The 16,778-nt window shown below is 69.4% G+C and carries 14 protein-coding genes; 11 read left to right on the forward strand and 3 right to left on the reverse strand.

The genetic code is table 11. The features are described 5' to 3' along the window. The 7 genes from VGT06_04050 to VGT06_04080 form a co-directional block, all read left to right on the forward strand. Window positions 1-520, forward strand: a 520-nt coding sequence (locus tag VGT06_04050) for a DNA recombination/repair protein RecA (protein HEV8662305.1), incomplete at its 5' end; no start/stop codon positions are given. 32 nt (window positions 521-552) lie between these two features. After that, the gene (locus VGT06_04055) at window positions 553-1,710 is read left to right on the forward strand and encodes a type IV pilus twitching motility protein PilT (GenBank protein ID HEV8662306.1); all 1,158 of its coding nucleotides are present in this window, start codon (window positions 553-555) and stop codon (window positions 1,708-1,710) included. A gap of 34 nt (window positions 1,711-1,744) precedes the next feature. After that, window positions 1,745-2,251, forward strand: coding sequence for a RecX family transcriptional regulator (locus VGT06_04060; protein HEV8662307.1), 507 nt, complete (start codon window positions 1,745-1,747; stop codon window positions 2,249-2,251). 140 nt (window positions 2,252-2,391) lie between these two features. After that, window positions 2,392-5,073 carry an alanine--tRNA ligase gene (gene alaS, locus VGT06_04065; GenBank protein ID HEV8662308.1) on the forward strand — a complete coding sequence of 894 codons (2,682 nt, stop codon included), beginning with the start codon at window positions 2,392-2,394 and terminating at the stop codon, window positions 5,071-5,073. Window positions 5,074-5,146: 73 nt separating this feature from the next. Beyond that, window positions 5,147-5,779: a phosphatidylserine decarboxylase gene (locus VGT06_04070; protein ID HEV8662309.1), complete on the forward strand. Its 633-nt coding sequence runs from the start codon at window positions 5,147-5,149 to the stop codon at window positions 5,777-5,779. An 8-nt stretch (window positions 5,780-5,787) separates the two neighbouring features. After that, window positions 5,788-6,579, forward strand: a complete 792-nt coding sequence (gene pssA, locus VGT06_04075) for a CDP-diacylglycerol--serine O-phosphatidyltransferase (protein ID HEV8662310.1) — start codon at window positions 5,788-5,790, stop codon at window positions 6,577-6,579. Window positions 6,580-6,717: 138 nt separating this feature from the next. Continuing rightward, window positions 6,718-8,265, forward strand: coding sequence for a 2-isopropylmalate synthase (locus VGT06_04080; GenBank protein ID HEV8662311.1), 1,548 nt, complete (start codon window positions 6,718-6,720; stop codon window positions 8,263-8,265). A 7-nt stretch (window positions 8,266-8,272) separates the two neighbouring features. Here the strand turns inward: VGT06_04080 and VGT06_04085 are convergent, their stop codons facing one another. From VGT06_04085 to VGT06_04095, 3 genes are all read right to left on the reverse strand, one after another. Further along, entirely contained in the window at window positions 8,273-9,061 is a 789-nt protein-coding gene (locus VGT06_04085) for a transporter substrate-binding domain-containing protein (GenBank protein ID HEV8662312.1), read from the reverse strand. 19 nt (window positions 9,062-9,080) lie between these two features. Then, window positions 9,081-9,500 carry a cytochrome c gene (locus VGT06_04090; protein ID HEV8662313.1) on the reverse strand — a complete coding sequence of 140 codons (420 nt, stop codon included), beginning with the start codon at window positions 9,498-9,500 and terminating at the stop codon, window positions 9,081-9,083. Window positions 9,501-9,578: 78 nt separating this feature from the next. Continuing rightward, complete coding sequence (locus VGT06_04095; GenBank protein HEV8662314.1) at window positions 9,579-11,315, reverse strand: PQQ-dependent dehydrogenase, methanol/ethanol family; 1,737 nt, start codon at window positions 11,313-11,315, stop codon at window positions 9,579-9,581. A 365-nt stretch (window positions 11,316-11,680) separates the two neighbouring features. On the opposite strand from VGT06_04095, the gene VGT06_04100 reads away from it, so the two are divergent. The 4 genes from VGT06_04100 (at window position 11,681) to lptE (ending at window position 16,726) form a co-directional block, all read left to right on the forward strand. Next, window positions 11,681-12,685: an aspartate-semialdehyde dehydrogenase gene (locus VGT06_04100; protein ID HEV8662315.1), complete on the forward strand. Its 1,005-nt coding sequence runs from the start codon at window positions 11,681-11,683 to the stop codon at window positions 12,683-12,685. A gap of 65 nt (window positions 12,686-12,750) precedes the next feature. Then, window positions 12,751-13,509, forward strand: coding sequence for a tRNA pseudouridine(38-40) synthase TruA (gene truA / locus VGT06_04105; GenBank protein ID HEV8662316.1), 759 nt, complete (start codon window positions 12,751-12,753; stop codon window positions 13,507-13,509). A gap of 57 nt (window positions 13,510-13,566) precedes the next feature. Then, window positions 13,567-16,176: a leucine--tRNA ligase gene (gene leuS / locus VGT06_04110; GenBank protein HEV8662317.1), complete on the forward strand. Its 2,610-nt coding sequence runs from the start codon at window positions 13,567-13,569 to the stop codon at window positions 16,174-16,176. 73 nt (window positions 16,177-16,249) lie between these two features. Next, window positions 16,250-16,726 (forward strand): LPS assembly lipoprotein LptE, encoded by a 477-nt coding sequence (lptE, locus tag VGT06_04115; GenBank protein ID HEV8662318.1) that lies wholly within the window; start codon window positions 16,250-16,252, stop codon window positions 16,724-16,726. Window positions 16,727-16,778 lie beyond the last annotated feature (52 nt).

A 16,778-nucleotide genomic window follows, 5' to 3' on the forward strand; every position in this document is an offset into this window, starting at 1 on the left:
GTCCCAGGCGCTGCGCAAGCTGACCGCGATCGTGTCCAAGTCGAACACGTGCATGGTCTTCATCAACCAGATCCGCGAGAAGATCGGGGTCATGTTCGGGAACCCGGAGACCACCACCGGGGGCCGGGCCCTGAAATTCTACGCCTCGGTCCGCCTGGACATCCGGCGGATCGCCGCCATCAAGGACGGCGACACCGTGGTGGGCTCCCGGGTCAAGGTGAAGGTGGTGAAGAACAAGGTGGCGCCGCCCTTCCGGGAGGCGGAGTTCGACATCGTGTACGGGGAGGGGATCTCCCGGGCCGGGAGCCTGATCGACCTGGGGACCCAGCAGAAGATCATCGAGAAGAGCGGCGCCTGGTACGCCTACAACGGGGAGCGGATCGGGCAGGGGCGGGACAACGCCAAGCGGTTCCTCCTGGAGAACCCGGCCATCGCGGCCGAGGTGGAGGCGAAGCTCCGGGAGGCGCTGGGGATCGCCGCCCCGGCCAAGGCGCTGGCCGGGGCACCGGCCCCCAAGTAGGCCCGCGCTTCCCGAGGACCGGAGGAGAGTCCATGGAGCTGCAGGAACTCCTGAAGATGGCCGTGGAACGGAAGGCCTCCGACCTGCACATGAAGGTGGGGAGCCCGCCGGTCCTCCGCATCGATGACAAGCTCGTCCCGATCACCGAGAAGCCGCGCATCACCCAGGAGGATGCCATCCGGATGGCCTTCTCGGTCATGAACAGCAAGCAGAAGGAAAGGTTCAAGGAGCACAGCGAGATCGACCTCGCCTACAGCCTGCCCGGCCTCGGCCGGTTCCGCTGCAACATCTTCCAGCAGCGAAGCACCGTCGGGATGGTGATGCGGGTCATCCCCATCAAGATCCAGACGATCTCCGAGCTGAACCTGCCGGCGGCCCTGGAGAAGCTGGCCCTGGAGCCCCGGGGGCTCGTCCTGGTCACCGGGACCACCGGGAGCGGGAAATCCTCGACCCTGGCGGCGATGATCGACCAGATCAACGGCCACCGGGCGTGTCACATCATCACCATCGAGGACCCCATCGAGTTCCTCCACCGGGACAAGAAGGCCCTGGTCAACCAGCGGGAGGTGGGAACCGACACCGACTCCTTCGCCGAGGCGCTGCGGAGCGCCCTCCGCCAGGACCCGGACGTGATCCTGGTGGGGGAGATGCGCGATTACGAGACCATCTCCACCGCCATCGTGGGCGCCGAGACCGGCCATATGGTGATGAGCACCCTGCACACGGTGGACGCTTCCGAGACCATCAACCGGGTCATCTCGGTCTTCCCCCCGTACCAGCAGAAGCAGATCCGCCTCCAGCTCGCCGCGGTTCTGAAGGGGATCATCTCCATGCGCCTGATCCCGCGGGCGGACGGGAAGGGGCGGGTCCCGGCGGTGGAGGTCATGATTGCTACCGCCACGATCCGGGAGTGCATCGTGGACCCGGACAAGACCCGCAAGATCCCGGAGTTCGTCGCCGCCGGCGCCAGCCAGTACGGGATGCAGACCTTCGACCAGTCCCTGATGGTGCTCTACCGGCGGGGCCTCATTACCTACGAGGAGGCGCTCCTCTGGTCGAGCAACCCGGACGACTTCGCCCTCAAGGTCCGGGGCATCGAGTCTACGACCGATCAAGCCTGGCAGCAGCCGCCGCAGGCGGAGGCCGGGGGCAAGACGGTCATCCCGGGGCTCGAACGGATCAGCGGGTAGTCGCCGCCCTGTCCACCGGCGGTCCCGCAGCCGAATGCCACGCAAGCCCGCCAAGCGCGCGCCGCCACCGGACCCCCTGGAGGTAGCGCTGCGCCTGTTGGCTATCCGGGCCCGCTCCACCGCCGAGGTGCGGCGGGCGCTCCTCCGGCGCGGCGTCTCTCCCGCGGCAGTCAGCGACGCGCTGGCGACGCTCACGCGCCGGGGGTACCTCGACGACGCGGCCTTCGCCACCGCCTATGCGCAGACCGGGGGCGTGGCCCGGCGGCGCGGGCCCCGGCGGGTGACGGCCGACCTCGGCAGCCGCGGCGTCGCCCGGGACCTCGCCGAGGCCGCGGTGCGCGGGGCCTTCGGCCCGGGCGAAGAGCGGCGCCTGGCCGAAGCCGCCGCCGCCCGCAAGTGGCCTGCCCTCGCCCGTCACCCCCGGACGGTTGCCCTCCGTCGCCTGGCCGCCCACCTGGGCCGCCAGGGGTTCGGCTCCGAGGTCATCGCCGCCCTCCTCCGGGAGCGCTTCGCGGCCGGGGAAGTCCCCGAGATCTCCTGAGCCCTCCCCTCCGGCAGACTCCCCTCAGCGTCCGTCGGTCCTGTTCCGCCCCCCTTTGACAAGGCGACGAGCTTCCCGGTACTATGCGCTTGTATCCACAGATTGTTCCGGCCGTTGGCGGGGAGTCGATGGGGAACCGACTGAGCGGCGCCGAGTTGCGCGAAACCTTCCTCCGCTACTTCGAAGAGCGGGGGCATGCCCGGGTCCGCTCCTCTCCCCTGGTCCCCAAGGACGACCCCACCCTCCTCTTCACCAACGCCGGCATGGTCCAGTTCAAGGACGTTTTTCTGGGCCGGGAGCAGCGGCCCTATACCCGTGCCACGACCGTCCAGAAGTGCGTCCGGGCGGGGGGGAAGCACAACGACCTCGAGAACGTCGGGCGAACGGCCCGGCACCACACCTTCTTCGAGATGCTCGGAAATTTCTCGTTCGGGGACTACTTCAAGCGGGAGGCGATCGCGTACGGCTGGGAGCTCCTCACGGTCCGCCTCGGCCTCCCGCAGGAGCGGCTCTGGGCCACGATTTTCCGGGAGGACGACGAGGCATTCGGCCTGTGGCGAGAGGTGACCGGCATCCCGGCCGACCGGATCGTCCGGCTCGGGGAGAAGGACAACTTCTGGGCGATGGGGGATACCGGCCCCTGCGGCCCCTGCTCCGAGATCGTCATCGACCAGGGCCCCGGGGTCGGGTGCGGCCGCCCGACCTGTGACATTGCCTGCGGGTGCGACCGGTTCCTGGAGCTCTGGAATCTGGTCTTCATGCAGTTCGACCGGGCAGCCGACGGCACCATGACGCCCCTGCCCAAGCCGAGCATCGATACCGGAGCCGGCCTGGAGCGCATCGCCGCGGTCCTGCAGGGGGTGCAGAGCAACTTCGACACCGACCTGCTCCGGCCCATCATCGCCCAGGTGGAGGAGTTGACGGGCAAGCCCTATGGCGCCGATGCACGGGACGACGTCTCGATGCGTGTCATCGCCGATCACGCCCGGGCCGTGGCCTTCCTCGTCACCGACGGCGTCCTCCCCAGCAACGAGGGGCGCGGCTATGTGCTGCGCCGCATCCTCCGGCGGGCGCTCCGCCACGCCAGGCTCCTGGGGATCGACGGGCCGTTCCTCGGCCGAGTGACGGGGCGGGTGGTGGACGTGATGGGGGACGCCTACCCGGAACTGCGGCAGGCCCAGGAACGCGTTGCCCGGGAGGCGCTCGCCGAGGAGGAGCGGTTCGGGCACGCCCTGCGGACGGCCATCCCCCGCCTGGAGGAAGCCATCACGGAGGCGAAAGCGAAGCGGCCCGAGGAGCAGCGGATCCCCGGGGAGCAGTTATTCAAGCTGTATGATACGTACGGGCTCCCCCGCGACCTCATCGAGGAGATCGCGCAGGAGCACGAGATCCCGGCCGACCGCCTGGACTGGCAGGGGTTCGAGAAGAAACTCCGTCAGGCGCAAGAGCTCGCCAGAACGACCGGGGCAGCCGTCTTCAAGGCGGGATCGGCCGATCTCCCCGCCGCCCTCCGGGAGCTCGGCAAGACGCACCCCACGGTGTTCCTCGGGTACACCTCCCTCGCCGTGGAGGCCTGCATCCTCGCCATCCTCCGCGACGGCCAGCCCGTGAGCGCGGCCGGTCCCGGCGAGCAGGTCGAGATCGTGCTGGACCGGACCCCCTTCTACGGCGAGTCGGGGGGACAGGTGGCCGACCGGGGCAGGCTCTCGACGGAGAATGCCGAGGCCGAAGTCCTCGACGTCCAGAAGCCCCTCCCCGGGCTCTATGTCCACACGGTACGCGTGCGGCAGGGGACCCTCCGCGAGAAACAGACCGTGCGCGCCGCCGTCGACGAGGACTGGCGCGCGGAGGTGGTCAAGAACCACACGGGCACCCACCTGGTCCACGAGGCCCTCCGCCGCGTCCTGGGCGACCATGTCCGCCAGGAGGGGTCGCTGGTCGCCCGCGACCGGCTCCGGTTCGACTTCCGGCACTTCGGGCCCATGACCGCCACGGAGCTTGACCGGGTCGAGGCCATGGTGAACCGCCATCTGTGGCGGAACGTTCCCGTCCTCGTCGAAGACGACATTCCCTATGAGGAAGCCCTGGCCCGGGAGGCGAAGGCGTTCTTTGCCGAGAAGTACGCCGACCGGGTCCGGCTCGTCGCGATCCCGGAGTTCGGCGCGGAGCTGTGCGGCGGCACCCACTGTCAGGCCATCGGCGAGATCGGGCTCTTCAAGATCGCCGGCGAGGCGGGCGTGGCGGCCGGCATCCGTCGGATCGAGGCGGTCACGGGACCGGGGGCATACCGGTACCTCCGCGCCGAGGAGGAGGCCCTGCAGGAATCGGCCGAACGCCTGAAGGCCAAGCCTCTCGATCTGCCGGGGAGGGTGGAGAAGCTCGCCGAGACCACCCGGCAGCTCGAGCGCGACGTCCAGCGGCTGCGGGCCCAGGTGGCGGGCGGCTTGGCGCAGGAGGCGCTCGCCCGCGCCCAGGCGGTGGACGGGGTCCGGGTAGTGACGGCGCGGGCCGACGACCTGGACACCCGGGGCCTCCGGGAACTGGGGGATCAGATTCGGGCGAAGCTCACGCGCGGGGTGATCGTCCTCGGCGCAGCGGGGGAGGGAAGGGTTGCCTGGGTGGCGATGGTGACCCCGGATCTGAAGGGGACGGTGCACGCCGGCCACCTGGTCCGCGCGGTCGCCCGGCTCACGGGGGGAGACGGGGGCGGCCGGCCGGACCTGGCCGAGGCGGGGGGGAAAGACCCCGGGCAGATCGAGGCCGCCCTCCGGGCCGTGGAGGGGATCGTCCGCCGGATGCTCCGGGGCGAGAATTCCCCTTGATGTTGGAACGGATGGGTGGTATAGAGACCGCTGACCCTCCGGCGCCAGCCGCATCCCAGGGAGGGAGGAAGGGGTGATCCCGGTCGTCCGGGACGCCTTTCTGTTCCTCATCCCGCTCCTGGGGGTCGCCGGGGCGCTGTTCCTGCTCCGGTTGCCCGGCTGGGGGCTTCTCCCACTGCTCCTCGCGGTGGGAGTGGGCTTCTTCTTCCGGGACCCGGAACGGGCCATCCCGCAGGGACCGGGGCTCGTGGTGGCGCCGGCGGACGGGCGGGTCATGGTCCTCCGGCAGGGGGTGGCTGCCGAGGGGGAGGGGCCGGGCCCCTTCTCTCTGGTGAGCATCTTCCTGTCGGTGCTGGACGTCCACGTGAACCGCGCCCCCTACGGGGGGAGGGTGGAGAACCTGCAGTACCGCCGCGGCCGGTTCGTGGTGGCCTGGCGGGAGGAGGCCTCCCGGGTGAACGAGCAGGCGGTCATCGGGCTGGCCACCCCGGACGGGCCGCTCATGGTCAAGCAGATCGCGGGCGTCCTGGCCCGTCGCGTGGTCACCTGGATCCGGCCCGGGCAGGAGGTCAAGACCGGGGAGCGGATCGGACTCATCCGGTTCGGGTCGCGCGTGGACCTGCTCGTGCCGAGCCGGGTCGCGCTGACCGTGAAGGTGGGGGACAAAGTGCGGGGGGGCGAAACCGTCGTGGGGGTTTTCCGATGAGGCGCCGGATGCCACCGCGCGTGCGGCGGGGGGTCTACCTGCTGCCGGCCGCCCTGACCCTCGCGAACCTGTTCTGCGGCTTCTACGCCATCATCGCCGTCTACAGGGACGATTACACCCACTCCGCGATCGCCATCCTGGTCGCCCTCCTCCTGGACTTCCTGGACGGGGCCGTGGCCCGGCTGACCCACGCCGCCAGCGACTTCGGCGTGCAGATGGACTCCCTCGCCGACCTGGTCGCCTTCGGGATCGCCCCCGGGTTCCTGGCCTACGTGTACACCCTCAAGCCCTTCGGGCGCCTGGGGTGGCTCGCCGCCTTCACCTTCGCCGCCTGCGGGGCCCTCCGGCTGGCGCGGTTCAACGTCACCACCACCACGATGGACAAGCGCTATTTCGTGGGCCTCCCCATCCCGGCCGCGGCGGGGGTCATCGCCGCCCTCGTCCTCTTCATGCGGGAGTCCTCCTCCCTGATCGTGTTCGACCGCGAGCTCCTCGGGCCCCAGGTGACCGAGGCGGCCATCCTCGTCCTCGTGTACGCGCTGGCCTTTCTGATGGTGAGTCGGTTCCGGTACCGAAGCCTGAAGGCGGTGGACCTGCGCGAGCCCCGGCCCGCCACGGTCCTCTTCGTGCTCCTGCTGGCTCTCCTGCTCGTCGCGGCGGAGCCGGTTCTGTTCCTCTTCGGCGCCTTCCTCCTCTACGCCCTCTCGGGTCCCGCGCGGATGCTCGCCTCCCTTCGCCGGACGGCTTCCGCGGACCGGGGAGAGGACCTCGAGCTTCGGCCGGGGGAGCCCGCTCCGTGAGGAGTGCTCCCCCGGCCCCCTGAGACGCGATCGCGACTCCCCCTCGGCATTCTGGCCCTCCGCTCCCCCCTGCAGGCACGGGCGGCGCGGTCGAGGCGTTTCGATATCGGGGCCGGTCGCCGGCCCCCGGGAGGAGGTATGAGCACCCGGATCCTGATCTTCGACACCACCCTGCGGGACGGCGAGCAGTCCCCGGGGTACAGCATGAACACGAAGGAGAAGGTCGAGCTGGCCAAGCAGCTCTCGCGCCTGAACGTGGACGTGATCGAGGCCGGCTTCCCCATCGCCAGCAACGACGACTTCGAGGCGGTAAAGGCGGTCTCGCTGGCCCTCAAGGGGACCGGCCAGAGTATCGCGGGCCTCTGCCGGACCAAGTTCCAGGACATCGACCGGGCCTGGGAGGCGCTCCAGCACGGCGGCCGGCCCCGGATTCACACCTTCATCGCGACCTCCGACATCCACATGAAGTACAAACTGAACATGACCCGCGAGGAGGTCCTGGAGTCGGCGGTGGCCGCCGTGAAGCGCGCCCGCACCTACACCGACGACGTGGAGTTTTCCGCGGAGGATGCGCACCGGACGGATCAGGACTTCCTCTGCACCGTCATGGAGGCGACCATCAAGGCCGGAGCCACCACCATCAACATCCCGGATACGGTGGGCTACGGCCTCCCCTGGGAGTTCGGCGAACGGATCCGCAACCTGATCAGCCGCGTGCCCAACATCGACAAAGCCGTGGTGAGCGTGCACTGCCACAATGACCTGGGGGTGGCGGTGGCGAACTCCCTGGCCGGGATCCTGAACGGCGCCCGGCAGGTCGAATGCACCATCAACGGGATCGGGGAGCGCGCCGGGAACGCCTCGCTCGAGGAGATCGTGATGGCGCTCCGGACCCGGAAGGACATGATCGGGATGGACACCGGGATCCGGACCGAAGAGATCTACCGGACCTCCAAGCTCCTCCAGAGCATCACCGGCATTAGCGTCCAGCCGAATAAAGCCATCGTGGGGGCGAACGCCTTCGCCCATGAGGCGGGCATCCACCAGCACGGGATGCTGAAGTCCAAGCTGACCTACGAGATCATGACCCCGGAGTCGGTGGGGGTGCCGCAGAGCCGCCTGGTCTTGGGGAAGCACTCCGGGCGGCACGCCTTCAAGAAGCGCCTGGAGGATCTGGGCATCACCCTGACGGAGGAGCAGCTGAACAAGGCCTTCGGCCGGTTCAAGGACCTGTGCGACAAGAAGAAGGAGGTCTTCGACTCGGACCTCCTGGCGATCGTGGAGGAGCAGGTCCTCGAGGTGCCCGAGACCTACGGGCTGGCGCACCTCCAGTTCACCAGCGGAACCGGGATCATCCCGACGGCGACCATCCGGCTCACGAAGGAGAATGCCCTCCTCCAGGAGTCGGGGTGGGGGGACGGGCCGGTGGATGCCTGCTACAAGGCGATCGACCAGATCACGGGCCTGCACCCGATCCTCAAGGACTACCAGCTCCGGGCCGTGACCTCCGGGAAGGACGCCCAGGGGGAAGTGACGGTGACGCTCGAGGTGGACGGCGGCACGGTCGTGGGTCGGGGGACCAGCACCGATGTGATCGAGGCGAGCGTTCGGGCGTACCTGAACGCCATCAACAAGATCGTCGGGAAGCAGGTCCCGGCCCGGAAGACCGTCTCGGAAGGGGTGTAGGGGCCGCCTACCGGACGGGAGGGGGGGTGTAGACCACCCCGTACCGGGCGAAGATGCCCGGGAGGGTCTGATTCGCGATCAGGCCTTCGAGCGCCTGGTTGACAGCCTGCACGAGGGCACCGTCCGCATTTCGGAGGCCAACGGCGACGTCCCACGTCAGCTCCGGATCGGGCGCGTATCCGGCCGGGACGTGGACCCCGGCCTGCGGATGCACCTTCAAGTACCAACTGAGGTACGGGGCTACGACGGCCCCGGCGACCGCCTCCCCGCGCTGCACCGCCCCGATGATCTCTTCCTGAAAGCGGAAGACCCTGATCGGGAGTCCCCGCTTGTCCACGTAGCGGTGAGACCAGGACCCTGAGACCACGGCCACGGGGCCGCCCCGGAGGTCCTCGAAGCGCGAGACCTCCGCGGCCCCGTCGGGGACGAGGAGGGCGATCCCGCTCCGGTAGTAGGGGCGGGTCGGGCGCACCGGCCCCCCTCCCTCCTGCCCCTCCACCAGGATCTCCTCCATGAAGGCGTCGCATCCCGCCGTGCGGGCCTGGCGCCGGTTCTCGACCCAGCTCACCCGGAGCCGGACGCCCAGGGCCCGGGCGAGGGCCTCGGCCACCTCGACGTGGAACCCCGGAAGGCCGGGATCGTTGCTGGAGTAGGGCAGGGCTTCGGGGTTCGCGCAGACGTGGAACTCCCGATTCTCCCGCACCTGGGCCAACGTTCCGCCCTGCACCCCTGCGGCCGGCAGCAGGAGGCACGCCACGACCGCCCCCACCACCCCGAGGGGGGTGCGCCTGCTCATTCCGCGGGAGAGGCCCGCCTCACTGGTCATCCGGCACGTTCTCCAGACTCTTGATGTAGGCGACTAACTGCCAGATCTGCTCCGGGGAGTAGAGGTGCCCCCACGGGGGCATCAGGCGTTTGCCGTTCATGATGGTGTCGAAGAGGTACTCCGCGTCCAGCTTCCTCCCCCGTAGCCGGGGGCCGCCCCCCTGCCGCCCCTCGGCGCCATGGCAGTAGCCGACGCCGCAGGTCCGCGCGAAGAGCGCCGCGCCGGCCTTGACCATCGCCTCGTCCTTCAGATCGAAGGGAACCCTCCCGCCGCCAGCACCGCCTTGCCCCGGGAGCGGTTGGCCCATCTCGCCCTCCAGATCGCCCCCCGAGAACAGGATCAGGAGGGACAGGGCGGCAAGGGACCCGAAGCCGATCCGCCGGACCCTCCGGCGAATGTGTTGGGGCATCGCGGCTGTCCCGGCCGAAGAGAAAGGCCGGGGGATGGTTGCGGGCACATCCCCCGGCCGCCGAGCTCGCTTTCCCGCTCAGGGCAGCGTGAACACCACCAGCGCCGAGCTGTGGGACCAGCCGGCGGTCTCGGGCCAGAAGACCGGGAAGTCCCCGGCCACGAGAGAGCCCCAGCCGGAAGGGACGGCGACGTACTGCTTGCCCCCCACGGCATACGTGATGGGCCCGCCGCGATGGCCGGAGCCGTTCCGGAAGCTCCAGAGCTCCCCACCGGTCTCCGCGTCGTAGGCGTGGACGATTCCCTCGGCATCACCCAGGAAGAGGAGATCGCCGCCCGTCGCGAGGAGGCTCGCGATGGGGATGTACTTGAAGTTCACCTGCCACTTCAAGGCCCCGGTCACGGGGTCACGGGCGTCGAGATGGCCGTAGGCCGGCCCCGTGGGGGGGTGCTTCCCGACGAAGTTCGCCCCGATGTTGAGTTGCGCGTTCGGCTCGGTGATCGGCTTCGTCCGGATGATCTCCAGCTCCATGCACCACTCCTGGCCGATCTTGTAATACAGGCCGGTTTTCGGGCTGTAGGCCCCCGAGTTCCAGCCGATCCCGCCCGCGATGTAGGGGCAAAGAAATTCCTTCTTCCCATCGACCGGGTAGAAGGGGTCGATCAGCTTCCCGGTCTTGGGGTCGATGCCTTTCACAAAGTTGTACGTGTAGATGAGGGGCCACACGTTCTCGACCTTCATGTTCGTCCGATCATAGACGAACACGAACCCGCTCTTGTTCGGATGCACGAGCAGCTTCTTCCCGTCTCGGTCCACCGAGAGGAACTCGCCCGCCGCACTGTCGAAGTCCCACGGGTCATGGGGCAGTTCCTGGTGGTACGCGGCCAGCTTCCCGGTATCGGGGTTGAGGGCGAGCGCGGAGGTGATGTACAGGTTGATACCGGGCCGGGGGCCCTGCGTCATCCACTTCGGGCCAGCCCAGTCGTACAGGGGCGCGGCGTTCCCCGTCCCCCAGTAGACCAGGTTTAGCTGCGGGTCGTAGGAGCCCGTCATCCACCCCCCGCCGCCGCCGTACTTCCAGGAGTCGCCTCCCCAGGTGGCCATGGCCTTCGGATCTTCGGGGCCGCCCACCGTGTAGAACTCCCACAGCTTCCTGCCCGTCGCCGCCTGCACGCCGAAGATCCGCCCCCGGATCGGCCATTCGCCGGCCTGCTGGCCTATGAGCACCTTGTCCTTCACCACCAGGGGGGCGCCCGTGAAGCCGATCGTGTCCTTCTTCGAGTCGACGAGGACCGTATCCCAGACCCGCTTCCCGGTCTTCATATCGAGGGCGATGAGGTGCCCGTCGAGGGTCCCGACGTACACGTTGCCGTGGCCGATGGCGATGCCTCGCGAATACGGGGAATGGGTCTGGCGCTTGACGACCGCCTCATCGAGCTCCGGGTAGTGGTACCAGAGCATCTTCCCGGTGGCAGCGTCCAGCGCCCAGACCCGGTTATAGGAGCCAACGAGGTACAGCATCCCGTCCGCGACCAGCGGAGTGGATTCGAGGCCTTGCTCGACCCGCCCTCCCTGGAAGATCCAGGCAACCCTCAGGTCCTTCACGTTGGACCGGTTGATCTGATTCAGCGAGCTATACCGCCACGCCTTGTAGGTCCCGTGATACATCAACCAGTTGTTGGGATCCTTCTCCGCATTCTCGAGCTGGTCCGGTGAGACCGCCCAGGAGAGCGGAGCGGAGCCGAGCGGCACAACGGTCAGCAGGAAGACTCCCAAGGCCACAAGGGTTCTCGTCCATCCGCGTCCCCAGGCCATCGGTGCCCCCTCCTTACTTTACTTTTCCCGCATCAAAATCCTGCGAACACCCCTGCCGGCAACCAGCGGCACCAGGACCGTGGTGGGTTGCTTGACCCTCCTTTGGCGATCGGGCGAGGTATGGCGGGGAGCAGACAGGCACCCCTGGCAGAGCCAGGCTGCCCCCCTGGAGGAAGGCTCCCTCCCGTGATTGGCCCCAAGGAAGTGTCTCCTCTCGTAGCACGGGAAGTTGCGGCCTGTCAAGACGGGCCGGGGCCCAGATCCTCCGCGGGCACCCGCCCGCCGTGTTGCCGAACGGGGCGTTCCGTAGTATCCTGCTCCGCAGCGAGCGGGCCGGAATCGCCTCGCGGAGGAGCGGCCAGGTGATGCGTCGGGGCTACGCGGTCGCGGTCGTGGGAGCGACAGGAGCGGTCGGGGAGAGCATCCTCCGGATCCTGGAGGAGCGGAAGTTCCCGGTCGGGGCGCTCCGCCTCCTTGCCTCGGAGCGGTCAGCCGGCCGACGCCTTCGCTTCCACGAGGAGGACGTCTCCGTCGAGCCGCTCACCGCGGACGCCTTCCGGGGGATCGAGTTCGCCCTCTTCTCGGCCGGGGCGGCGCGAAGCAAGGAGTTCGCCCCCGCCGCGGCCCGGGGGGGCGCCGTCGTCATCGACAACTCCTCGGCCTTCCGGATGGACCCCGGGGTCCCCCTGGTGGTCCCCGAGATCAACCCGGAGGCGGCGTTCCGACACAAGGGGATCATCGCCAACCCCAACTGCACCACCATCGTGATGGTCATGCCGCTCAAGCCCCTCCACGACTACGCGCGGGTGAAGAGGGTCGTGGCCACGTCCTACCAGGCGGTCTCGGGGGCCGGGGCGAAAGCCATCGAGGAGTTGAAGCGGCAGGTCACGGCGTGGGTGAGAGGGGAGCCGCTCCCGGTGGAGGTCTTCCCGCACCAGATCGCCTTCAACGTCCTGCCCCACGTGGACGTCTTCCTGGAGAACGGCTATACGCGGGAGGAGATGAAGCTGGTGAACGAGACCCGGAAGATCCTGGGGGACGAGAGCATCCAGGTCTCGCCCACGACGGTCCGGGTGCCGGTCTTCCAGGCCCACGCGGTGGCCGTGAACGTGGAGACCGAGCGGCCCGTCTCGGTTGCCACCGCCCGGGAGCTCTTCGCCGCCTTCCCGGGGCTGCGGGTCCAGGATGATCCGTCCCGCCTCGAGTACCCCACACCCCTCACGGCGACCGGGACGGACGACTGCTACGTGGGCCGGATCCGGCAGGACCTCTCCCGCGGGAACAGCCTGAACTTCTGGGCGGTGGGGGATCAGCTCCGGAAGGGGGCTGCCCTCAACGCGGTCCAGATTGCGGAGCTCCTGGTGCGGTAGGTCACCCGGCCGCCGGGGCAACGATGCCAGCAGGGCTTCGGCCCTGCTGTTCTGTTTGGGTGCCGATGCGCAACCTGCGCCTGCTGCTCGAATATGACGGGAGCGCCTACTCCGGCTGGCAGGTGCAGCCGGACCGACCGACGGTCCAGGGGACGGTGCAGGCAGCCCTCACGCGCCTGACGCGCGTCCCGGTGAAGGTCGTGGGGGCGGCGCGCACGGACGCCGGCGTCCACGCCCTCGGCCAGGTGGCGAGCTTCAACACGGAGAGCCCGCACCCCTGCACGACGTTCCGCCGCGCGCTCAACGCGCTGCTTCCCCGGGACATCGCCGTCCGCGAGGTGACGGAGGTGCCCCTCGCCTTTGACGCCCGCCGCAGCGCGACCGGGAAAACCTACCGCTACTCCCTCCTGGTGCGCCCTGAACCTTCCCCTCTTCAGCGGGCCTTCAGCCTGCACGTGCCGGCCCCGGTCGATGTCCCGGCCATGGCGAAGGCCGCCGAATCCCTCCTGGGTCGCCACGATTTCTCCGCCTTCCGCTCCGCCTCTTGCGAGGCAGCGCACCCGGTACGCACCGTCTGGGAGGCTCGCTTCCTGGAGGAGCCCCCCTGCTGGCACTTCGTCATCTCGGCGGAGGCGTTCCTCCAGCACATGGTGCGCAGCATCGTCGGGACCCTCCTCGAGGTGGGGCGGGGGAAGCGCGTGCCAGAGGAGGTGGCGGCGATCCTGGCGGGCCGCGACCGGGCCCGGGCCGGCCCGACCGCCCCCGCCCACGGCCTCTGCCTGGCGCGAGTCCACTACGGGGAGGTGGGACCGGACGCGGCTTGAACGGGTCCCCCCTTCGTGCTACAAATGGGGCGTTTTTGCTTGCCGTCCGAGGTGGAGATGGCGCGCGGGTACGACTTCAAGACCATCGAGGCGAAGTGGCAGCGGGTGTGGGAGGAGACCGGGGCCTTCCACGTGGAGGAGAAGAGCCCGCGGCCCAAGTACTATTGCCTCGAGATGTACCCCTACCCCTCGGGGAAGATCCACATGGGCCACGTCCGCAACTACTCTATCGGGGACGTGGTGGCCCGGTACCTGACCATGCGCGGGTACAACGTGCTGCACCCGATGGGCTGGGACGCCTTCGGCTTCCCGGCCGAGAACGCCGCGCTGGAGCATGGGGTGCACCCCGCCAAGTGGACCTACGACAACATCGCCTACATGAAGGCCCAGCTGAAGAAGATGGGCTTCTCCTACGACTGGCGGCGGGAGGTGACCTGCTCCTCTCCCGACTACTACCGCTGGAACCAGTGGTTCTTCCTCAAGATGGTCGAGCGAGGGCTGGCCTACCGGAAGCGGGCCCCGGTCAACTGGTGCGAGCTGTGCCAGTCGGTCCTCTCCAACGAGCAGGCGGAGGGCGGGGTCTGTTGGCGCCACACCGACACCCCCGTCATCCAGAAGGAGCTGGAGCAGTGGTTCCTCCGGATCACCGCTTACGTGGAGGAGCTGCTGGGCGACCTGGACCGCCTCCCCGGCTGGCCGGAGCGCGTGAAGGTGATGCAGCGGAACTGGATCGGCAAGAGCATCGGGGCCGAGGTCCAGTTCCCCCTGGCGGGCCGGCCGGAGGCCCTGACCATCTTCACCACCCGCCAGGACACCCTCTACGGGGCGACCTTCATGGTGCTGGCGCCGGAGCATCCCCTCACCCTGGAGTTGAGCCGCGGGACGGGACAGGAGGGGACGGTGGCCGCCTTCGTGGAGCGGATGCGGCGGCAGACCACGGCCGCCCGGAGCCGAGCGGAGACGGAAAAGGAAGGCGTCTTCACGGGCGCCTACGCCCTGAACCCGATGACGCAGGAGCGAATTCCCGTCTGGACCGCCAACTTCGTCCTCCTGGAATACGGGACCGGCGCCATCATGGCCGTACCGGCCCACGACCAGCGGGACTTCGAGTTCGCCACCAAGTATCGCCTGCCGATCCGGGTGGTCATCCAGCCCACCGGCACGAGCCTCGACGCGGGCACGCTGCGCGAGGCCTACGCGGGGGAGGGGACGATGGTCGCGTCGGGCCCCTTCACGGGCGTCCCGAGCGAGCCGGGCCGGGAGCGGGTGGTCGAGGACCTGGAGCAGCGAGGGATCGGGAAGCGCCAGGTCCAGTATCGGATCCGGGACTGGCTCATCTCCCGACAACGGTACTGGGGGACCCCCATCCCGATCATCTACTGCGACACCTGCGGGCTCGTCCCGGTCCCCGAGCGGGACCTCCCGGTCCTGCTCCCGGAAGACGTCGAGATCACCTTCATGGGGGGCTCGCCGCTGGCCCGGGTCCCGGCCTTCGTCAACGTCTCCTGCCCCCGGTGCAGAAAGCCTGCCCGGCGGGAGACGGACACCATGGACACCTTCGTGGACTCCTCCTGGTATTTCCTGCGGTTCACCAGCCCGGGGGAGGACCGGAGGCCCCATGACCCCGACAAGGCGAACTACTGGATGGCGGTGGATCAGTACATCGGAGGGATCGAGCACGCGGTTCTGCACCTCCTGTACGCCCGCTTCTTCACCAAGGTGATCCGGGACCTGGGGCTGCTCGTGGTGGGGGAGCCGTTCCTGAACCTCCTCACGCAGGGGATGGTCTGCAAGGAAACCTACCGGTGCGCGGAGCACGACTGGCTGCTCCCGGAGGAGGTAAACGCCAAGCTCCAGTGCGTGAAGTGCGGGCGCCCGGTCGAGGTGGGGCGAACGGAGAAGATGTCCAAGTCCAGGAAGAACGTGGTGGACCCGGACGATCTGCTCGAGCAGTACGGCGCCGATACGGCGCGCCTCTTCTCCCTCTTCGCCTCCCCGCCGGAGAAGGACCTGGAGTGGTCCGACCAGGGGGTCGAGGGAGCCTTCCGCTTCCTGAACCGCGTCTCCCGCCTCGTGGAGGAGCACCGGGAGCTCCTGGCCGGGACCCGGGACCGCGCCCCGGCGTCCGCGACCGCTGCCGCCGACGCCCGCGAGCTCCGCCGCGTGACCCACCAGACCATCAAGCGGGTCACGGAGGACATCCAGCGCTCCTTCCAGTTCAACACGGCCATCGCCGCCCTCATGGAGCTGCAGAACGCCATCGGGAAGTTCTGCGCGGAGCAGGTCGGCCCGCCCCCGGAGGCCCCGGGTCGCGCGGAGCGGCTCGCGGCCCTGCGGGAGGCCGTGGAGACGCTCCTCACCCTTCTCGCCCCCTTCGCGCCCCACCTCTGCGAGGAGCTCTGGGCCATGATCGGCCGCCGGGAAAGCCTCCTCGGCCGCCCCTGGCCCACCCACGACCCGGAGGTCGCCCAGGCGGACGAGATCCTGGTCGTGGTCCAGGTGAACGGGCGCCTGCGCAGTCGCCTCATCCTCCCCGTGGGGGCGTCCGAGGACCAGATGCGGCAGGCCGCCCTGGCGGATCCCCAGACCCGTCGCTGGCTCGAGGGGAAGTCGGTCAAGCGGGTCGTCGTCGTTCCCCAGAAGCTGGTCAACATCGTTGTCGGCTGAGGGAGCAGCGCGGGGCGGGCAGGAGCGCCGGGGCGTCCTCCCCGGGAGGGGCCGGCCCGGCCTCCTCCTTTCGGTGGTCCTCTTCTCCGGGCTTGCCGGGTGCGGCTACGTGGGAGGGGGATCCCCCGCCTTCGACCTCACGCGCATCGCGCTCTCTGCTCGCGACGAGGTGACGGCCCGGGCCGATCTGCGGCCGGCCCTCCTGAGCGCCCTGGCCGCCCGATTCGCCGAGGACGGCCGGATCCAGGTGGTGGCGCCGGGCCAGGCACAGGCCACCCTGGAGAGCCGGGTGGTCGGCCTGGCGAGTGAACCCGTCGCCTTCGACCCGGGGGACGTGGCCCGCCGCTTCCGGGTCGTCCTGACCCTGGAAGTCACCCTCCGGGAGCAGACCGGAGACGGGATGCTGCTCCGGCAAACGGTCCGGGGGGAAGCCTACTACTCGGCGCCGGTCGGGATCACGGGGACCCGAGCGGCGGAGGAGGAGGGGCTCCGGCGGGCGGTGGGGGAGGCGGCGGGCCGGGTGGCGCTCCTGCTGCTCGAGGGGTTCTAGTGCCGGGCCAACTGACGTCGCCTCACGTCGTTCTCGGTCGTCGGCGGTCCTC

This window comes from Candidatus Methylomirabilis sp. (assembly GCA_036000645.1).
Lineage (GTDB): Bacteria > Methylomirabilota > Methylomirabilia > Methylomirabilales > JACPAU01 > JACPAU01.

What these genes read in the sequence shown, in the direction of transcription:
- VGT06_04090 (HEV8662313.1), bottom strand. Translation starts at nt 9,500, where the DNA reads ATGCCCCAACACATTCGCCGGAGGGTCCGGCGGATCGGCTTCGGGTCC.
- leuS (HEV8662317.1), top strand. Translation starts at nt 13,567, where the DNA reads ATGGCGCGCGGGTACGACTTCAAGACCATCGAGGCGAAGTGGCAGCGG.
- VGT06_04095 (HEV8662314.1), bottom strand. Translation starts at nt 11,315, where the DNA reads ATGGCCTGGGGACGCGGATGGACGAGAACCCTTGTGGCCTTGGGAGTC.
- VGT06_04060 (HEV8662307.1), top strand. Translation starts at nt 1,745, where the DNA reads ATGCCACGCAAGCCCGCCAAGCGCGCGCCGCCACCGGACCCCCTGGAG.
- VGT06_04055 (HEV8662306.1), top strand. Translation starts at nt 553, where the DNA reads ATGGAGCTGCAGGAACTCCTGAAGATGGCCGTGGAACGGAAGGCCTCC.
- pssA (HEV8662310.1), top strand. Translation starts at nt 5,788, where the DNA reads ATGCCACCGCGCGTGCGGCGGGGGGTCTACCTGCTGCCGGCCGCCCTG.
- VGT06_04100 (HEV8662315.1), top strand. Translation starts at nt 11,681, where the DNA reads ATGCGTCGGGGCTACGCGGTCGCGGTCGTGGGAGCGACAGGAGCGGTC.
- VGT06_04085 (HEV8662312.1), bottom strand. Translation starts at nt 9,061, where the DNA reads ATGAGCAGGCGCACCCCCCTCGGGGTGGTGGGGGCGGTCGTGGCGTGC.
- VGT06_04080 (HEV8662311.1), top strand. Translation starts at nt 6,718, where the DNA reads ATGAGCACCCGGATCCTGATCTTCGACACCACCCTGCGGGACGGCGAG.
- truA (HEV8662316.1), top strand. Translation starts at nt 12,751, where the DNA reads ATGCGCAACCTGCGCCTGCTGCTCGAATATGACGGGAGCGCCTACTCC.